15 protein-coding genes are annotated in these 17,804 nt (G+C 65.5%); 11 read left to right on the top strand and 4 right to left on the bottom strand.

The genetic code is table 11. The annotated features are described in order from the left end of the window. Positions 1-2 precede the first annotated feature (2 nt). On the bottom strand, positions 3-1,295 hold the full coding sequence (locus JYG37_RS33550) for an NRAMP family divalent metal transporter (protein WP_089490232.1): 1,293 nt from the start codon (positions 1,293-1,295) through the stop codon (positions 3-5). 178 nt (positions 1,296-1,473) lie between these two features. Continuing rightward, positions 1,474-2,076 (bottom strand): TetR/AcrR family transcriptional regulator, encoded by a 603-nt coding sequence (locus JYG37_RS33545; RefSeq protein WP_124632015.1) that lies wholly within the window; start codon positions 2,074-2,076, stop codon positions 1,474-1,476. 416 nt (positions 2,077-2,492) lie between these two features. Here JYG37_RS33545 and JYG37_RS33540 point away from each other — a divergent pair, with 416 nt between their 5' ends. From JYG37_RS33540 to JYG37_RS33530, 3 genes are all read left to right on the top strand, one after another. Beyond that, complete coding sequence (locus tag JYG37_RS33540; RefSeq protein ID WP_089490233.1) at positions 2,493-3,080, top strand: tetratricopeptide repeat protein; 588 nt, start codon at positions 2,493-2,495, stop codon at positions 3,078-3,080. A gap of 120 nt (positions 3,081-3,200) precedes the next feature. Next, entirely contained in the window at positions 3,201-4,028 is an 828-nt protein-coding gene (locus tag JYG37_RS33535; protein ID WP_124655273.1) for a hypothetical protein, read from the top strand. Between the two features lie 157 nt (positions 4,029-4,185). Further along, the gene (locus tag JYG37_RS33530; protein ID WP_050016071.1) at positions 4,186-4,977 is read left to right on the top strand and encodes a hypothetical protein; all 792 of its coding nucleotides are present in this window, start codon (positions 4,186-4,188) and stop codon (positions 4,975-4,977) included. A 145-nt stretch (positions 4,978-5,122) separates the two neighbouring features. On the opposite strand, the gene JYG37_RS33525 is transcribed toward JYG37_RS33530, so the two are convergent. Next, the gene (locus JYG37_RS33525; protein WP_124639517.1) at positions 5,123-6,067 is read right to left on the bottom strand and encodes a LysR family transcriptional regulator; all 945 of its coding nucleotides are present in this window, start codon (positions 6,065-6,067) and stop codon (positions 5,123-5,125) included. 180 nt (positions 6,068-6,247) lie between these two features. On the opposite strand from JYG37_RS33525, the gene JYG37_RS33520 reads away from it, so the two are divergent. The 4 genes from JYG37_RS33520 to JYG37_RS33505 all read left to right on the top strand — a co-directional run bounded on the left by JYG37_RS33520 (position 6,248) and on the right by JYG37_RS33505 (position 12,426). Next, a complete protein-coding gene (locus tag JYG37_RS33520; RefSeq protein WP_213346780.1) occupies positions 6,248-7,171 on the top strand; it encodes a dihydrodipicolinate synthase family protein in 924 nt (307 codons plus the stop codon). A gap of 234 nt (positions 7,172-7,405) precedes the next feature. Further along, positions 7,406-8,848 carry an MFS transporter gene (locus JYG37_RS33515; protein ID WP_089490236.1) on the top strand — a complete coding sequence of 481 codons (1,443 nt, stop codon included), beginning with the start codon at positions 7,406-7,408 and terminating at the stop codon, positions 8,846-8,848. Positions 8,849-9,035: 187 nt separating this feature from the next. Beyond that, a complete protein-coding gene (locus JYG37_RS33510; RefSeq protein WP_124639521.1) occupies positions 9,036-10,109 on the top strand; it encodes a porin in 1,074 nt (357 codons plus the stop codon). A 235-nt stretch (positions 10,110-10,344) separates the two neighbouring features. Then, complete coding sequence (locus JYG37_RS33505; RefSeq protein WP_089490237.1) at positions 10,345-12,426, top strand: putative bifunctional diguanylate cyclase/phosphodiesterase; 2,082 nt, start codon at positions 10,345-10,347, stop codon at positions 12,424-12,426. A 74-nt stretch (positions 12,427-12,500) separates the two neighbouring features. Here JYG37_RS33505 and JYG37_RS33500 read toward each other — a convergent pair whose 3' ends face one another. Continuing rightward, positions 12,501-13,298, bottom strand: a complete 798-nt coding sequence (locus JYG37_RS33500; protein ID WP_089490238.1) for a thioesterase II family protein — start codon at positions 13,296-13,298, stop codon at positions 12,501-12,503. Between the two features lie 329 nt (positions 13,299-13,627). Between JYG37_RS33500 and JYG37_RS33495 the strand changes: the two genes are divergently transcribed. The 4 genes from JYG37_RS33495 to JYG37_RS33480 all read left to right on the top strand — a co-directional run bounded on the left by JYG37_RS33495 (position 13,628) and on the right by JYG37_RS33480 (position 17,790). Then, a complete protein-coding gene (locus JYG37_RS33495; protein WP_050016062.1) occupies positions 13,628-13,837 on the top strand; it encodes an MbtH family protein in 210 nt (69 codons plus the stop codon). A gap of 228 nt (positions 13,838-14,065) precedes the next feature. Beyond that, positions 14,066-15,394 (top strand): MBL fold metallo-hydrolase, encoded by a 1,329-nt coding sequence (locus tag JYG37_RS33490; RefSeq protein ID WP_235356261.1) that lies wholly within the window; start codon positions 14,066-14,068, stop codon positions 15,392-15,394. A gap of 25 nt (positions 15,395-15,419) precedes the next feature. After that, complete coding sequence (locus JYG37_RS33485) at positions 15,420-16,310, top strand: cupin-like domain-containing protein (protein WP_050016058.1); 891 nt, start codon at positions 15,420-15,422, stop codon at positions 16,308-16,310. A gap of 70 nt (positions 16,311-16,380) precedes the next feature. Beyond that, positions 16,381-17,790, top strand: a complete 1,410-nt coding sequence (locus tag JYG37_RS33480) for a hypothetical protein (protein WP_089490460.1) — start codon at positions 16,381-16,383, stop codon at positions 17,788-17,790. The last annotated feature ends 14 nt before the right edge of the window (positions 17,791-17,804 follow it).

Here is a 17,804-nt window from a genome sequence, read left to right as displayed (position 1 = left end):
CTTTATCCCGGTACGAACACGCCCAGCGCCGCGATCGCCATCGCGAGCGTCGCGATCCATCCGCCCCACGCAAGCGTGCCGCTGACGGCGAACTCCCCCATGACGCGTCTGCTTCGCGCCATCAGCATCATCACGACCATGATCGGCACGGCGCTTACCCCGTTGATGACGGCGCTCCAGTAAAGCGCGCGGATCGGGTCGAAATGCGTGAACGTGAACGCGATTCCGCCGACGATCGCCAACACGATCACCGCATAGAATTCGGGCGCGACGCCCAGCTGCAACGCGAGACTGTTGCGCCAGCGGAACGTGCCGGCCGCCGCATACGCGGCCGATCCCGCGAGCACCGGCAGCGCCAGCAGGCCGGTGCCGACGATGCCGAGCGCGAACAGCACGTACGCGAAGTGACCGGCAACCGGCTCGAGCGCCCGCGCGGCGTCCGCGGAAGTCTTGACGTCGATGTGATGCGCGTTCAGCGTGGCCGCCGCCGTCAGCACGATGAAGAACGCAATCACGTTCGAGACGCCCATGCCGAACCACGTATCGAAGCTGATCCGGCGCAACTGCGCGGGCGCCTGACGCGGCATGCGTCGCAGCGGCCGCTGGTTCGGCGCGGCGCGCAATTCCTCGACTTCCTGAGACGCCTGCCAGAAAAACAGATACGGGCTGATGGTCGTGCCGAGCACCGCGACGACCGTGGTCAGATAAGCGGCGGTCAGTTGCGCATGGGGCTGCACGATCGCGCGGCCGACCTCGGCCCAGCTGACGGGCACGATGAGGGCGACCGCGACATACGCCAGCAGCGTCAGCGCGGTCCATTTGAGCAATCGCGCGTAGCGGTCGTACGGAACGAACACCTGCAGCACGACCGACACGCCGCCCAGGCACACGATGTAGAGCTGTTGCGGGCCGGGCAGCAACAAATTGACGGCCGCGCCCATGGCCGACAGGTCGGCGGCGATGTTGATCACGTTGGCCGTGATCAGCAGCACGACCGTCCCGTACAGCAGCCATCGCGGATAGTGCGTGCGCATGTTGGACGCGAGACCCTTGCCCGTCACGCGGCCGATTCTCGCGCTGACCAGCTGGATGGCCGTCATCAGCGGGTACGTCAACAGCAGCGCCCACAGCAATTCGAAGCCGAACTGCGCACCCGCCTGCGAATACGTGCCGATGCCGGAAGGGTCGTCGTCGGCGGCGCCGGTGACGAGGCCGGGACCGAGACGCCGGACCCACGTGGCCGCATTCGGGGCGGGCTCCGTCGGCTCCGGCTGGAGAAAATCGTTGTCGTTCATGATCGCGGCCTCCCGGGAGTCCAGCAGGCGCAATCGCCGTGCCTGGTCGGGCGCGTCGCGCACTGGCGGCCCGGGCGGGCGTTACGGCCCGTTCGACTTCGCGATGTCGCCTGCGTCGACCTTGCCCGGCGCCTTCCCACCGACGGTTTGCCTGCAATACGACGGCGCGCGACCTGCGTTACGTCGGGCTAGCCGCACCGTCGGCGGCCGGAACCGTCGCGTGCATCGCCTGTTGGAGAAGGGCGTGCGCGGCTTGCCACGCGCGCGCGGCAGCAGCGGAATCGTTGAACGCCCGTGCCTCGACCGTGGCGCCGTCCAGCAGCATCATGAAGACCGTTGCCAGCCGGTTGGCGGTTTCGGGCGGTACGAGCGCCTCGATCAGTTCCGCGATCCATTCGACCATTTTGCGGCGATAGCGGATCGCGACGTCCGAGATCGGCGCATAAGCGGTGCCGAATTCGGCCAGCGCGCGCTCGAACAGGCAGCCGGCAAATTCGGGTGTCCTGAACCACGCCGCGTACCAGTCGAAGATGGTCTTGACGCGCTCGACCGGATCGGCGACGTGCTGCAATTGCGCGGCGATGCTGCCGACGATCAGGTCGTAGCGCTGGACCAGCACTTCGCGGATCAGCTCGTCCTTGCTCGCAAAATGCCGGTACAGCGTCATGCGGGCGACACCGGAATCGTCGATGATCCAGTCGACGCCCACCGGATGGAATCCGTGCCTGGAGAACAGTTCGGTCGCTTTGTCTACCACCAGCTGGCGTTTGTTGGCTCGCACGAACGGCTTCCTCCTCGATGTTTCAGCAGCATAGACCGATTATTCTAGCATCATGCTGTTCGACGAAATCGGCCTCCCGGCGCGGTCGGATCGCATTGTCGCCCGGCGATCTTCGCGTGCGGCGCCGGTCATCAAGTCATCTTGACTATTGGATAGACCGATATGTATCATTTGAATCCAGAAAGCATCGATCAGTATTGCGGGGATTCAGGAGGCGGAACACGGGGCTGCGTCCCGCTTGCTGCTTTCCGCCGCATCGGACGCTGCAACGATGTTTCAAGCCGAAAAGAGAACCTGAGAGAGCCTCGGTGTGCGAGCCCGCGGAACGTCTTCGCTGCGCGTCGCCCCGCCGGGGGCATGCTCGCGGGCGAGCGCGCGAAGCAATACGGCGCCAATGAAACGTGAGGAAAGTACCCATGTATCGCCGTTTACTCGCACCGGGGCTGCTGTTGCTGCTGGCTGCGTGCGCGCAGGATCCGTCGGTTACCGCCGGCACGGTACGGATCTGCGACGACACAGGTTGTTCCTATCGCCCTAAAGATCAGGTCTCCTATCAAAAAAGGGACGATGCGGAAGACCGGGACGATCCACGCATCGCCGCGCTCAAGCAAACCGCGAAGACCCAGCCGAAGGCCGCCTACGACCTCGGCCTGCGCTATTTCCGCGGCGACGGCGTGCGCCAGGACAGCTACCAGGCGCTCAAGTGGATGCGCGAGGCCGCCGAACGCGGCGACCTGAACGCGCAGAAGGCGCTCGGCAGTTTCTACCTGTTCGGTCTCGAGGAAATGGGCTCGGATGCGCGCGAAGCGGAGAAGTGGCTGTCGATCGCGGCCGGCCGCGGCGACAAGGAATCGAAGAAGCTGCTCGACCTTGCACGCAAGGCCAAGAAGGAAGACGAAGAAGACTGGAAATGGCGCACGCAATGGCGTGACGTCTATTACGGCTACTGGTACTCGGGCTATCCGTACTACGGCGTCTGGCAGCAGACGTACTGGTACTACTGACCGGGTATCGAGCAACGGGGCGGCAGCGGGGAGACCACCATCGCGCGCCACGCCGGGGGGCTTATCGAAGTTCGCACGAACACATAAGCCGAACAACGACGCTAATCGATCGATAACGACATGAAGACCAACCTTTCCCAACGTCTCACTCAAGGCGCGCTGGTTGCAGCGCTTGGCGCGGCCGTCGCGGGTTGCGGCGGCGTGGTGACGCCCGGCGGGCAGAACGCCGGCGTGACGGGCGCGGCGGCCGGCGGCGCGAGCGCCGGTGCCGATTCGCAACTGCAGCGCTGCCCGTCGCCGCTCGGCACGATCGCGGTCGACGACGGCCGCAACGCCGACTGGTGGGGCCAGTTCGGCAGCGCGACCAAGGTGACGAGCATCGATCCGCTGCTGCGGCTGGCGGTGCAGCAGTCGAACTGCTTCGTGATCACGTCGATCGGCAACCAGAAGAGCGACGCGCGCCTGTCGCGCATCACGCAGTTGCAGCGCAACTCGGGCGAATACCGCGCGGGCTCGAAGCAGCAGAAGGGCCAGCGCGTCGCGGCCGACTACTACATGGAACCGCAGATCGTGATCAACGATTCGCCGATCGGCGGGATCGGCAGCATGATCGGCGGGCTGATCGGCAACAGCGCGGTGGCGGCGGTGGCGGGCCACCTGCAGACGAAGGCGTCGGTGGTGACGCTGACGCTGTTCGACGTGCGCTCGGCGGTGCAGATCGCGGCGTCGGAAGGCAGCTCGACGGCGACCAACTACGGTGCGGCGCTGGGCGGCTTCGGCGGCGGGGTGGGCGGCGCGCTGGCGGGCTTCTCGTCGACGCCGGAAGGCAAGGCGACGGTCGTCGCGTTCATCGACGCCTACAACAAGATGGTCGTCGCGCTGCGCAGCTACAAGGCGCAGGACGTCAAGGGCGGACTGGGCCGCGGTGGGCAACTGCAGGTCAATTGACGTCGCCGGGCCGGCGGAGGCCGCCGGCCGCCGGCCGACTCCCGATTTCTGATTCTTGATTCTTGATTCTTGATTCTTGATTCTTGATGGTCGGTGCGCGCGGCGTGATTCGCGCGTACGGGCTTCGTTCGTCCCGTTCGTTTGGAAGGTGATCCCGATGAAAGCCGTTGCACTGATCGCATTGACCTGCCTCGCGCTCACCGCTTGCGGTGGCGACGACAATTCCTCGCCGGCTTCGTCAGGCGGATCGGGGACGAGCAACAACGGCGGCAGCGGCGGGACGCCGACCACGGGCACATCCGGCGGCAATCCGGGCTCGCCGACCGCGTCGAACGTCGACTGTGATCCGATTTACCAGCAAGGCGATACCGTGCAGTTGCACATGTATACGCAAGCGACGTCGCAGAGCCCGTCGGTCGACAACGGCGTGTACACGCGGACTTACGCGCCGGCGACGTTCAACGGCGTGGCGCTCGTGCAGCAGGCCGAAACGACGCCCGGTTCGCCGATTCAGACCAATCACTACTACCTCGTCGGCAACGGCGTACGCACGAACTACGGCGGCGAGGTTTACAGCGGCAGCACGCTCGTGTTGCGGGACGTGAACTCGCCGCCCTATGTCGAGACGATCGGGCTCGCGGGAAGCGAGACGGTGAATTACGTGGATACGCCCGTCGTTCCGTCGGGCGGCGCGCAAACGTCCGTCTCGATCCAGCGGACGTACGTCGCGCGCGAAACGGTCAGCCTCCGCAACGGCAAGGTCTTCGCGAATGCTTGCCACTATCACACCACGGAGACCTTCACCAACTCGGCGTTGACGAGCAACACGACCGCGGACGACTGGCTCGCGCCGGGCGTCGGTCTGGTCAAGTCGGTCGCCAACGTCGGCGGCACGCAGATCATCACGCGCGAACTGGAAGCGGCGACGGTGGGCGGCAAGTCGTACTAAAGGTCGGCGCGAGATGGGCGGCGCGGATGGAGAAATCGCGCACCGCGCCGTTCGCCGCGCAAGTCGGCGCCCGACCACACGCAGCGCATCGCCGAGATCGACATCCTCACTCGATCCGGACTGCGAACGCACTGTGCCGAGCCGCTCAAATTGACCGCAGGAACGCGGCGGACACACCCAACCGAAGATCCGACGAGAGCGTGCGCGACCGGGCGATTTCCTTCGTGAGCTGCATGACCGTGCGGCAAGCCAGCGTCAGTTCGCCGTGCGGCGACATGGCAAGTGCAATGAAGCGCGGCACGGACGGATCGACCACCATCGACGCTTGCAACCGGCATTCCCGTTCGAGATTGGCGATCGCGTAAGGGCCCAGCAACGCATGAATGCCGCCATCGGCGACGATGTGCCCCTGCAGGCTGAGAGAATCGGCTTCCGCCGCGAAATTCAGCGACACCCGATGTTCGCCCGCGATTTGTTCGAGCCGCTCGCGCCAGCTATTGGGGCGGCAGAAAGAGACCAGCGGAATGCCATCGAGCCTCGAAAAAGCGATCGTGGGCTGACTGGTCAACGGATCGCCTTCCGCCCCCACCAGGTACGTCGCGGCCTCGACCAGATATTCGTCGCCGTTTCTCGGCGTCGGACTATTTCGAAACAGGATGGCGAGATCGACGCTGCCGTTCTCCAGCCAGGTTTCCAGCAACGCTCCTTGACCCTCGCGCACCTGTAACTGCACCAGCGGGTAACGCTCGCGAAGCCGATGGTAAAGGGTGCTGACAAGGGGATGGGCGGTGGAGGGCAGGATCCCGAGCCTGACCACGCCGATCGGCTCGCCCGCCGTGCTGCGGATGTCGTTGGACAACTGCTCCGTGCTGGCAAGCCACGCCCTCACACGCGGCGCGATACGCGCGCCCAACTCGGTCAACACCACGCCGCGCCCAGTCCGTTGAAACAGACGGCCGCCGCAGTACTGCTCGAGCTCGACGATCTGCCGGCTGATGTGAGGCTGGCTGGTCCCGTAAGCAATGGCCGTCTTGCTCAGGCTCCCGAGTTCCGCCGCGTCGATGAACAGCTTCCAGGCCGCATAGTCCACCGCGAAGCCTCCCGTAGATATGTCAAATCAGTATAGCTGAAATGCGCAATTGCGCCGTTCTCGCATGGGTCGTGCGTCCCTACACTGCAACGCATGCACCGTCGTTCCGGTTCGATGCGAAACGGACGGCGGGCTCTCCTCCCGGAAAGAGGAGCGGAAAAGCTCACATTTGGAGACGTCATGAAAGCGATCGATCTGCGCGGTTTGGTCCCGGCACCCGTTACACCTTTCACCCGCGAGGGCGCGGTGGACCATGCGGCAATTCAACGGCTGGGCGCGTGGCTTGGCGGCATCGAAGGCGTCAAAGGCCTGACGGTGCTCGGACACGCCGGCGAAGGCACGTTCCTCTCGCAGAAAGAACAGGCTCAAGTCATCGAAAGCTTCGTGAAGTCCGTCGACGGCAGGATTCCGGTGATCGCCGGTATCACGCTCGAAGGCACGGAAGTGGCGGTGGAAGAGGCGAAGCGCGCGGTCGAGGCCGGCGCGTCGGCCGGTCTGGTCTATCCGTCGCACGGCTGGCTGCGCTTCGGCTATCAGAAAGGTGCGCCGCAGGATCGCTACCGCGCCATCCACGAAGGCAGCGGGCTGCCGCTCATCCTGTTCCAGTACCCGGACGCCACCAAGGCGACCTACAACCTCGACACGCAGCTGGAGATCGCCGCGCAACCGGGCGTCTTCGCGATGAAAAACGGCGTGCGCAACATGCGTCGCTGGGACGTCGAGATTCCGATCATCCGACGCGAGCGTCCGGAACTGCAAATCCTCACCTGCCACGACGAGTATCTGCTGCACACGATGTTCGACGTCGACGGGGCGCTCGTCGGCTACGGCAGCCTGGCTCCCGAGCCGCTCGTCGAACTGATCAAGGCGGGCAAGGCGAAAGACTACGCGGCCGCCCGCGCGATTCACGATCGCCTGCTGCCGGTGACGCGTAACGTGTATCACCGCGGGTCGCACATGGAAGGCACCGTCGCGCTCAAGCACGGTCTGGTGGCCCGCGGCATCCTCCAGCACGCCACCGTGCGCTCGCCGCTGCTGCCGCTCGCGCCAGGCGCGGACGTCGAAATCGCGGACGCGCTTCGTTCGGCCGGCCTCGTCGACTGACTCGGGCGTGGCCCGTCCATAGCCGGATGACGACGGCGCAGCGCCGTCCGCTTGCCGTCGGCGTCGAGCAGTCGGGGCGGCGCGCGAAACCGCGTCGCGCACGCCGCCGCCGACAGGCTCGGCAAATGATAAAAAGGGCGCCGATGTCGCGGAAAACCACCAAGAAACGTGACCGGTGCCGCACAACAAGAAGCAAGCCGAAGGTTCATAAAATGCAGCTTTTCAGGAGACAGCATGAACACCCCTTCGACCGCCTGCGGCGTCGACCTTGGTCGATCCGCGAGCGAAACGCGTCCCATGAGCGAGCAACTGCGGGCGGCGAACCTGCTGTTCCGCATCGAGAACGTGCCGTTTTGCACGTGGCACACCCGGGCACGGATCGTCATGGGCAGCGCGACCCTGTTCGATGCGTTCGACGCACTGTCGCTTGCTTTCGTGCTGCCCGTACTGGTGGGCCTCTGGCATCTTTCTCCCGGCCAGATCGGCGTGCTGATCGCTGCCGGCTATCTTGGGCAGGTCGTCGGCGCGTTGGTGTTCGGCTGGCTGGCCGAGCGCCTGGGGCGCGTGCCGAGCGCCACCATTGCGGTGGGCGTCATGTCGGCCATGAGCGTCGTATGCGCGTTCACCGGCAGCTTTCACATGCTGTTTCTGATGCGTTTCCTGCAAGGCATCGGTGTGGGCGGAGAAGTGCCCGTGGCCGCCACGTACATCAACGAGCTGTCTCAAGCGCACGGCCGCGGACGCTTCTTCATCCTGTACGAACTGATTTTCCCGTTGGGCCTGCTCGCGGCCGCGCAGCTCGGTGCGTTCGTCGTCCCGCGCTTCGGTTGGGAATATATGTTCCTGATCGGCGGGATTCCCGGCATGGTCGTCGCGATCCTGATCGCACGCCTGCCGGAATCGCCGCGCTGGCTCGTTTCACGCGGGCGGTTCGATAAGGCCGAGCGCATCATCGAGCGGCTGGAAGCCAGCACGACGAAGCGCAACCTCGACACGCAGACTCAAAGGGCCGAGGTGGACGCGCGCGTGTCGGGCCTTATGACCGGACGACAGTCGAAGCGGAAGGGAACGTGGAAGGAACTGTTCTCGCCGTTCTACCGGGGCCGCACCGTCGTCGTGTGGCTGCTGTGGGCGAGCGCTTATTTCGTGGCCAATGGCATCAACAACTGGCTGCCGAGCCTCTACAAGACGGTCTACCATCTGCCGCTGCAAGCGTCGCTTCAGATGGCGTCGATCTCGAACGTCCTGAGTACGTGCGGCGTGCTTGCCTGCGCGCTGCTGATCGATCGGGTCGGACGCCGCCGGTGGGCAATGGCCTGCTTCATCATCAGCGCGGCCCTGCTCGCCGCACTGGGCATTCATGGCGCGGGCAGCGCGTGGTCCGTGATGTTGCTCGGATCGTCGGCCTATGCGGTGATGGCCACGACCACGGTCCTTCTGTACCTGTACACCCCTGAAATCTATCCCACCCGGATGCGCGCGATCGGCACCGGTCTCGCGACTTCGTGGCTGCGCGCGGCGTCTGCCGCCGCGCCGGCGATCGTCGGCGTCGTATTGACCGGAAGAGGCATCGCCGCGGTATTCGTCATGTTTGCCGTGGTCAGTGCGGTGGGCTTCGTCGTCGCCGCGCGAATGGTCGAGACGACCAATCGTTCGCTCGAAGAGATTTCCCCGTAGTCACTTGCATGCCTGACGGCGCCTTTCCCTGAGAAGCCTCGAGGGAAGGCGTTTCGTCGCTCGTCACGCCCGTGGCTTCAGCGACATGCTCGCAACAAGCGCCGCCGTCAAAGAGTAGTCCATCAGTACTGCTGACAGGATTGCCGCGGAAAAGGCCGCTCAAAAAATATGAATGGAGACAACCGAAATGAAAAAGACACGACAGGTCGTGGTGCGCGTGGCCGCCCGGCGCGTTGTCGGTACGCTCGGCGCGACGGCGATATTCGGCGCCGGTCTGGTATGGACCTCCGGCGGCGCACACGCAGACAGCGGCTCCCAGGTTCAGCTTTATGGCCTCATCGGCACCTACGTCGGGAGCATCAAACGCAGCGATACGCCGCGGTCCACGGTACTGATGGGAAGCGGCGGGCTGACCACGTCGTTCTGGGGAATCCGCGGCAAGGAAGATCTTGGCGGCGGCGTCGGCGCCATTTTCGTCCTCGAAAGCTTCTTTCAACCCGCCAACGGCGCGCTGGGACGCAGTGCGGCGGACCCGTTCTGGTCGCGCAATGCGTACGTGGGCTTTCAAGGCGACTTCGGCCAGTTGACCTTCGGGCGACAAAGAAACCCGGCCTATACGGCCGAATCCGTCGTCAATCCGTTCGGATCCTCGACCGTCTTCTCTCCACTCGTCCTGCAGACGTTCGTGACCAACTATGGCGGGACGATCATCGGCGATACGGTGTGGAACAACACCGTCAAGTACACGACGCCGGACTTCAACGGGTTCGGCGCCACCGTCATCTATGGTCTTGGCGGCGTGGCGGGCTCGCCTGGCGTCGGTAACCTCGGCGTTCACTTGAACTATCGAGGGCACGGTCTCACGGCCGTGTTGTCGGGCCAGCGCGTGCGCTATACCGCGGCAGGGCCGGTCGGCGCGCAGTACGCCTATCTGGCGGGCGCGGCATACGACTTCAAGATCGTCACGCTCTACGGCGCGTGGGCGATGACAAGCGACGCGCGTACGCCGACCGGCAGCCACACTTACGAGGCGGGTGTGTCGATCCCGTTGTCGCCGGCCGACTTCCTGCTTGCAGAGTGGGCGCGCACGAAGCGGTCCGGCCCGACCGAAGCGGCCCGCAGCCTGCGGAACACCGCGTCTGTCGGCTACAACCACCTGCTGTCGAAACGCACGGACATCTACGCGATTTACTCCTACGACAAGCTGAGCGCTCGCCCCACCGGCAACACGTTCGCGGCCGGCATTCGCCACACGTTCTGATTCCGTCCCGCCTCCTCCAGCGCCCCGCAGCGCTAAATCCTTCCCTGAACGGGAGGGCGCGTTTATGATCCGCCGCTGCAAGCGGTCGTCGTCGGAATCGCCTGACGCGTCACACCACCGGTCCATTCCTTCGGACACCGCTTTCCGATTGTGCCCAACTTTCCCGCGAATCCGCGAAGCCCCCGGCTGGCCGGGGGTCTCGTTACGCCAAATCGAAAGCGATCTGTAAATAACAATGCTGCCGACAAGTTATAACGCGTTGCTCGTTCTTCTTTCGCTCCTGATCGCCATCCTGGCGTCCTACACCGTGCTGGACATGGCCGGGCGTATCAAGACGGCCGGCGGGCGCGCCGCACATGGGTGGCTGGTAGGCGCGGCCAGCGTGATGGGGGCGGGCATCTGGTCGATGCATTTCGTCGGCATGCTGGCCTTCGCGTTGCCGATTCCACTGGGATACGATCCGGCCATGACGGTGCTTTCGTTGCTGATCGCCATCGGCTGCTCCACGGTTGCGCTGTGGCTCGTCTGTCGGGGCACGCTCAGATGGCACCGGCTCGGCGGCGGCGCGATGTTGATGGGGACTGGCGTAGCGGGCATGCATTACACGGGCATGGCGTCGATGCACATGTCGCCGGGTATCCGGTACGACCCGTTGCTCGTCTGCCTGTCGGTCGCGATTGCCGTCGTCGCATCGGGCGCCGTGCTGTGGATCGTATTCATTCGGCGAACCGCTTCGTCTCGCGTGCGCCTGCTCAATCTGGGGGCGGCGGTCCTGATGGGCGCCGCCATCGCCGGCATGCACTATACGGGAATGGCGGCCGCCCGGTTCCCGCTGGGCAGCATCTGCGGGGCCGCCGGCTCCAGCATGGATCCCGGCGGGCTGGCGCTCGTCATCGTCGTGGCCACGTTGGCGATACTCGCCATCGCGCTGATCGTTTCGGTCCTCGACCTGCGTCTGGAAGCCCGCACGGCGGTACTGGCGACCTCGCTGGCCGAAGCGAACCAGGAGCTGACGTATCTGGCACTGCACGACACCCTCACCAAGCTCCCCAACCGCGTGCTGCTCGAAGACCGGATCGACCAGGCGATCCAGAGCACCGACCGCGAGCACGGGTGTTTCGCGCTGATGTTCATGGACCTCGACGGATTCAAGGCCGTCAACGACGCCTATGGTCATCATGTCGGCGATCTGTTGCTGGTCGACGTGGCTCGGCGCATCGGCGCGAACCTGCGCTCGCAGGACACGATTGCCCGTCTGGGCGGCGACGAGTTCGTGCTCGTCGTGGCCGTGAACGAGCCCGCCGACGCGGCCGACGTGGCGGACAAGGTATTGGCGGTGATTCGGGCGCCGTTCCACGTGTCCGAACACGAATTGCGCGTGTCGGCCAGCATCGGTATCGCGCTCTATCCCGGCAACGGCAGCGATTTCCGCGAGCTGATGACCAATGCCGATGCGGCGATGTATCACGCCAAGGCGCTCGGCCGAGATGCGTACTGCTTCTTCGAGGCATCGATGAACGCGAATGTCCGCGAGCACTTGAAAATCGTGCAGGAACTCCGTCTGGCGCTGGAGCGGCATGAACTGGTCCTGCATTACCAGCCGAAGTTCGAAGTGCCCGATGGACCGATCATGGGCGTCGAGGCGCTGTTGCGATGGAAGCACCCGACGCGCGGCCTCATGTCGCCCGATCAGTTCATCTCGATTGCGGAAAAGACCGGATTGATCGTGCCGATCGGCGAATGGGTACTGGACGAGGCGTGCCGGCAGATGCGCGCGTGGCGCGATGCGGGCCGAACCGACTGGACGATGGCCGTGAACCTGTCACCGTTGCAGTTCGGTCACGCGAGCCTGATCCGGGTCGTGGAGGCCGCATTGCAGCGGCACGCGCTGGAGCCGCACTGCCTGACGCTGGAGATCACCGAATCGACCGCGATGCGCGATGCCGACGCCAGCCTGAGAATCCTGCAGCAGCTTCACGACATGGGGGTGCGAATTTCGATCGACGACTTCGGCACCGGTTATTCGAGCTTGCTGTATCTCAAGCGCTTGCCGGCCAGCGAGCTCAAGATCGACCGGGGATTCATCCGGGATCTCGAACACGATACCGAAGATGCCGCGATCATTTCCGCGATCGTCGCGCTCGGTCGGGCACTCGACCTGAAGATCGTCGCGGAGGGCGTGGAAACGACCGCGCAGCAGCAGTTCCTGACCCGGCTCGGCTGCAATTCGCTGCAGGGCTTCTTGCTCGGGCGTCCGATGCCGGCGGATCACTTCGTCGAAGTGACCGCGCAAGGCACGGCGATCAAGAGCATGTGATCGCGAGTCGGGGCGCGTCGCGATCGCCCGGCGCATCTCCGCAACGGTCGATGACGGCAAGCGGGTCGCCCGCCCTATGGCTGGGGTATCGCGCAATCATCGGTGTCGCGCTGCCCCGCCTGCGCCAACGCCTGGCCGATTGCGTGCCGAACCGCGGCCGGATGGTCCAAAAGAAAGAAGTGCCCGCCATCGAACTCGCGGAAATTGACCGTGTGGTGCGACGCACGCAACCAGTCACGTTGCCCGGCCGGGCTCAGCAACGTGTCGTCGCGGCCGGAGAAAACCGTGACGGGGCAGGGTAGCGCGGTCGCGGACGGCAGCGGGAAGAACCGCTCGACGACGCGGAAATCCGCCTTGGCCAGCTTCAGCAGCATGGCTCGTAGCGCGTCGTGTTCCACCACTTCGCGGGGCGTCCCGCCGAGCGACACGACATAGTCGACGATCTCGGCGTCGGTGCGCAAATGGACCGGCATGCCATCGCGGTGCGCGTGGCGATGCGGGTAGAACGGCGCATCGGCGCCGGAGGCGCCGAGCCAGGCGGGCGGATGCCCGTGTTGCGCCATGTCGCACGCGAAACAGTATGCGATCAAGGCTCCCATGCTGTGGCCGAACACCGAATAGGTGCGCGGCAACAGCGGGCGCAGCGCGCGCAGGAAGTCGATCAGTTCGGGCAACGTATCGATCGCGCGAGCGCCCAGACTCCGGCCGCGGCCGGGCAGCTCGATGAGCCACACCTCGACGTCTTCCGGGAACGACGCCCCCCAACGATAGTAATTGGCCGCCGCGCCGCACGCGTGATGGAACACCAGCAGCCGATGCCGCGCCGTCGGGCGCGCGAGCGGAATGGTGAGAGTACTGGCTAGCAAGACCATGCTTCTGAACTCCGCCTAAAAACGAATCAAACAAAATACAAAACAATTGGGCCGATTATCGATTTATTCGAAAAGGCATATTCCGTCTATCTGTTCGCATATTTATGAAACAATTGGGTGGATTATTGGTTGCCGAAGAATATTATTTATCCTGTTTTCATGCAATAGAAATGTAATTGATTTAAGATGGATTATGGTAAAGTCGGTTCGCTTCGATTTTTAGCGTGCTTGAGTCGTCGCCCGGTGCTGCCGGGCGCGCTGTTCTTATCGAAATATCGAATTATGTGGTGCGTGTGACACGCGTGATCGATTATTGAAACGAGAGAGACATGGAAGCCGAAACGCCGCAAAACGATGCCGTTTTCAAAGTGGTCGTCAATCACGAGGAACAATATGCGATCTGGCCGGACGACAAGCATGTGCCGGAAGGCTGGCGGGCGGTGGGCCCGTCGGGAAACCGGGATGCCTGCCTCGAATGGATCGGCGCCAACTGGACCGACATGCGCCCATTGAGCGTGCGGGCCGCACTGTCGAGATAATTATCGACGCTTCGCGCCACGAGCGCGCAATAAAAGATAAAGGAACGATGCGGCATTTCGCGGCCCGGTAACGGCGCGCGCGGGAGCACGTTTGCGTTTCGCCGAGAGAATCCGAGGGTAAAACACACCATGTCAGTCGATGATCGCCTGGGGGTCTTCCTCAATACAGGCATTCTGGCTTCGCGCGCGCATGATCTGGGCTTGCTGATCGAGCGGCAGGACGCGCTCATGCAGCAATTCATGGAAGCGAAATTCGAACCGGCCGCCTGTGCCGCGCTGTTGCGCGATGCGATTGCGCGCTATCCGTTTCTGGCCGAACTGTTCGATCCGGATTCGGTGGCGGCCGGCGGCTGTATCGCGAGCCGTGCGCTGCTCTACGATCTGCATCAGCGCCGCGACCGCTGGACGCTCGCGCTGGCGCCGCAGGGCGGCGAGCCGATCGTGCTCGACACCGCCGCCGGCGACGTGCCGCAGCTCGCGAATGCGCTGCGCGACGCGCTGCAGCGCAACCGCTGGCAGCCGCTGTCCGAGCTGTACGCGGACCCTCGCCTGCTCGGCTGTGAACGGCCGAAAGGCGACGCGGGGCTGGCATGGCCGGCGTTCGACGGCCCCGGCATCCAGCGGCTCGAACACGCGTCGCTGCTGATCGCATCCGAAACCACCCGTCTGCTGACCGACCCGATCAGCCTCGCGATCGGCGGCAACGTCGGCCTGCCCGATCTCGATCGCGCGCCGTCCAACCTGGCCCGGCAGATCGACGGCATGCTCGTGACGCACGGGCATCTCGACCATTGGCACATCCCGACCATCCTGCGGCACGGCGGCGACGGATCGGTGCCGGTCATCGTGCCGCACATCCCGGTCGCATCGCTGCTGGCGCAGGACGACATGCAGCAGTCGCTGCGCGACGTCGGGCAGACGGTGCTCGCGCCCGGCTGGGGCGAGACGGTGCGGATCGGCGACATCGAGATCGACATCCTGCCGTTCTACGGCGAGCAGCCGACCATCGGCGCGGCCGTGCCGCCGCACGACGTGCGCAACTGGGGCAATTGCTACCGGGTCACGACGCCGCAGTTCTCGGTGATTCTGCTCGTCGACAGCGGCGATGACGCGAAGGGCTCGGTGATGGACGTGATCGATCGGTCCGTCGCCCGGCGCGGCCGGCCCGACCTGGTCCTGAGCTGCTGCCGCGAGATGCGCAAGGCGCCGTTCTGGCAGGGCCTGTTCACGTTCTGGATGGTGCTGCCGATGACCGACCTGCAGCGCCTGCCGCGCATCGCGGAAGCGGGCGACGGCCCGTCCATCACGCTCGGCCCGTCCGGCATCGGCGAGCTTTGCGCGCGCGCCGGCGCCCATGCGTTCGCGCCGTATGCGAACGGGTTCTGCGGCATCGCCGCCGAGATCGACGACATCGGCTGGATCAACGGCGAGCCGGCGGAAGCCGACACGCTCGACCAGATCGACGCGCGCCTCGACACGCTCGGCGCCACCACCCGCGTGATCCGCTGGCTGCCCGGCGACGTGCTTCGGCACAACGGCGATTGGCAGGTGTCCTGATTTTCCTGTCGACAGGAGCCCCACGATGACTGGCAGCAAGATTGTGCCGATGCCGCGGATTCGCTACGACGGCAGCCGGAGCATGCGTGACGTTCTGGCCGGACTGAAGCATCCGGCCGTGCTGGAAGGATTCATCGACGCGTGGCCCGCGCGCACGCGCTGGACGCCGGATTTCTTCGTCGAGCGCTACGGCGAACACGAGATCACGGTGGAGACGTCGCAGCTGTCGCCGACGCCGACCCGGCCGGACCTCTACCTGGGCGCGCGCCGCTACGAAACCGCGCGCCTGGGCGCGACGATCCGCGCGATGCAGGCGCAGGGCAGCGCCCGCACCGCGTACATCACCTACGCGGCGATCTATTCGACGGCGCCGGAGCTGAAGGACGACATCGTGCCGCTGCACGAGCAGCACGGCTTTCCCGGCTGGATGCCTCAGTGGCTGAGGCGCAGGCTGGTGTTGCGGCCGGGCTTCTGGCTCGGCCCGGAAGGGATTTCGTCGCCGATGCATTTCGACCGGCACGAGAACCTGAACGTGCAGGTGTACGGCCGCAAGCGCTGGGTGCTGTTCGCGCCCGAGCAGTCCGCCAACGTGTATTACCGGCAGCGCCGCGATCTGCCGGTGATCTTCAGCCCGGTGGACATGAGCGACCCGGACCCGGTGCTGTTTCCGCGCGTGCAGTCGGCGCCGCGCCACGACTTCGTGCTCGAGGCGGGCGACGTGCTGTACCTGCCGCCCGGCTGGTGGCACTACGTGGAATCGCTGAGCGATTCGATCAACGTGAACTACTGGTGGTGGTCGCCGCGCGCCGTGCGGACCTTCTGCCGGGTCGAGCTCGCGAGCCTGTGGCAGGCGCTCGCGCGCCGGTGGCGCCGCGCGGCCGACACGGCCGGCAAGCCGATGTCGATGCCGCGCTGACGCGCCGTCGCCGCGCCGTTCGTTCTATCGGCCCGCCGTGCCGGCGGCCGTGTCTCTTCAGGAAGCCATGATGCAGAACGAGTTTGATTTCACCGTCATCGATGCGCTGTACGCGACCGGCTATCACGGGCCGCGCGCGCTCGACAAACCGGAGTTCTACTGGCGCTCGATGCTGGGCTCGATGGTCGCCTATCGCGACAGCTTCTTTCGCCCGCTCGGCGAGGAGATCGCGCCGGCCGAATCGCGCGACGGCATCGAGATCGAGGCCGCGCGCTGCGAGTACGAGGGCAGCCGGTTTCATCACGCGCTGCCGATGAACATCTCGTCGCTGCGGCAGTTCGGAAACCACTGGCACCTGGTGCTGCCGACCATCTCGACGCTGCGCGACGGGTATTGCCGGCTGCGCGGCCACGACGGCGAGGTGTCGATGCTCGACCTGTGGTTCATCAGCAAGCTGTGCCAATTGCTGCCCGCCTACCTGATCCGTCGGCGCGAGCAGCCGGCCGACCCGGACAGCATTCCCGTCGTGCCGTCGATCATCTACCGGATCTCGCTCGGCATGCACCGGATCGTGCATATCTCGCTGATCAAGCGGATGGCATCGGGCGGCGATCCGGCCGCGCCGTGCCTCGCCAGCGACGCGTATTACGTGATCGCCGAGGCGGCGGGCCTGCTCGTCGGCCGCAACTCGGTGTGCGCGGGGCCGCAGACGATGGTCGAGCAGGCCTATCGCGCGATGATCGAGCCGGCGTCGCTGGCGGGCGCCGACGCGAGCGCGGCCGAGCCCGGCTTCTACCGCTACGCGACGGCGTTCCTGAAGCTCGAAGCCGAGAAATACCTGTTCGCGGTGCGTGCGGCGCAGCAGTTGCGCGCGCTGATCGTCGCGCTCGACGCGGTGCCCGGTCAGGCGCGCACGCAAGCGTTCCGCGACGCGCTGGCGCGTTTCGAGGATTGGTCCACCGAACACACGAGCCCGCTCGCGCACGAGATCGCGCGCGAGGATCTCGCGATGCTGCTGCAGGGGGACGAAGCCGAGATCGCGCGGGCGCGCCAATGGCCGGCGGGCACGGTGCTGCGCCAGATGACGGCCGGGCTGAATCAGCTCGTCGCCGCGGCGGACCGCATGTGCGTGGCGACGCTCGGCGCCGACGGGTCCGCCCTGCTGGCCGAAGTCGACGCGATGCGCGACGCGCCGCGCGACGCGGACGAATGGTCGGTCGACGCGTTCGCCGCGCACGGGCTCGACGCGGCGGCGGCGCACGCGACGGCGGCCGCGCTCAATACGTACCTGCACGACGAGCGGGCCGCGCAGCGAATCTTCACGCGACTCCAGCAGGAAGTGGACCGTGCGCTCGGCATCGACGACGTCATTGCGCCGTACTCGGCCGACGACATCGCTGCCGTGTTCGGCCCGCGGCTGCGCCACTGCATCGCCGAACACTTCGCGGAAACGGACGTCGCGCACCACGCGGCCCGTTGACGCGCGGTGCGCCG

The organism is Burkholderia sp. LAS2 (assembly GCF_018417615.1).
GTDB classification, from domain to species: Bacteria; Pseudomonadota; Gammaproteobacteria; order Burkholderiales; family Burkholderiaceae; genus Burkholderia; species Burkholderia sola.
Note: the sequence above shows the minus strand (reverse complement) of the source record. Positions and strands in the feature narration are given on the sequence as shown.

Coding starts and splice junctions, on each gene's coding strand:
- JYG37_RS33520 (WP_213346780.1), top strand. CDS start 6,248: ATGAAAGCGATCGATCTGCGCGGTTTGGTCCCGGCACCCGTTACACCT.
- JYG37_RS33480 (WP_089490460.1), top strand. CDS start 16,381: ATGCAGAACGAGTTTGATTTCACCGTCATCGATGCGCTGTACGCGACC.
- JYG37_RS33485 (WP_050016058.1), top strand. CDS start 15,420: ATGACTGGCAGCAAGATTGTGCCGATGCCGCGGATTCGCTACGACGGC.
- JYG37_RS33515 (WP_089490236.1), top strand. CDS start 7,406: ATGAACACCCCTTCGACCGCCTGCGGCGTCGACCTTGGTCGATCCGCG.
- JYG37_RS33490 (WP_235356261.1), top strand. CDS start 14,066: ATGCAGCAATTCATGGAAGCGAAATTCGAACCGGCCGCCTGTGCCGCG.
- JYG37_RS33500 (WP_089490238.1), bottom strand. CDS start 13,298: ATGGTCTTGCTAGCCAGTACTCTCACCATTCCGCTCGCGCGCCCGACG.
- JYG37_RS33495 (WP_050016062.1), top strand. CDS start 13,628: ATGGAAGCCGAAACGCCGCAAAACGATGCCGTTTTCAAAGTGGTCGTC.
- JYG37_RS33540 (WP_089490233.1), top strand. CDS start 2,493: ATGTATCGCCGTTTACTCGCACCGGGGCTGCTGTTGCTGCTGGCTGCG.
- JYG37_RS33550 (WP_089490232.1), bottom strand. CDS start 1,295: ATGAACGACAACGATTTTCTCCAGCCGGAGCCGACGGAGCCCGCCCCG.
- JYG37_RS33535 (WP_124655273.1), top strand. CDS start 3,201: ATGAAGACCAACCTTTCCCAACGTCTCACTCAAGGCGCGCTGGTTGCA.
- JYG37_RS33510 (WP_124639521.1), top strand. CDS start 9,036: ATGAAAAAGACACGACAGGTCGTGGTGCGCGTGGCCGCCCGGCGCGTT.
- JYG37_RS33530 (WP_050016071.1), top strand. CDS start 4,186: ATGAAAGCCGTTGCACTGATCGCATTGACCTGCCTCGCGCTCACCGCT.
- JYG37_RS33505 (WP_089490237.1), top strand. CDS start 10,345: ATGCTGCCGACAAGTTATAACGCGTTGCTCGTTCTTCTTTCGCTCCTG.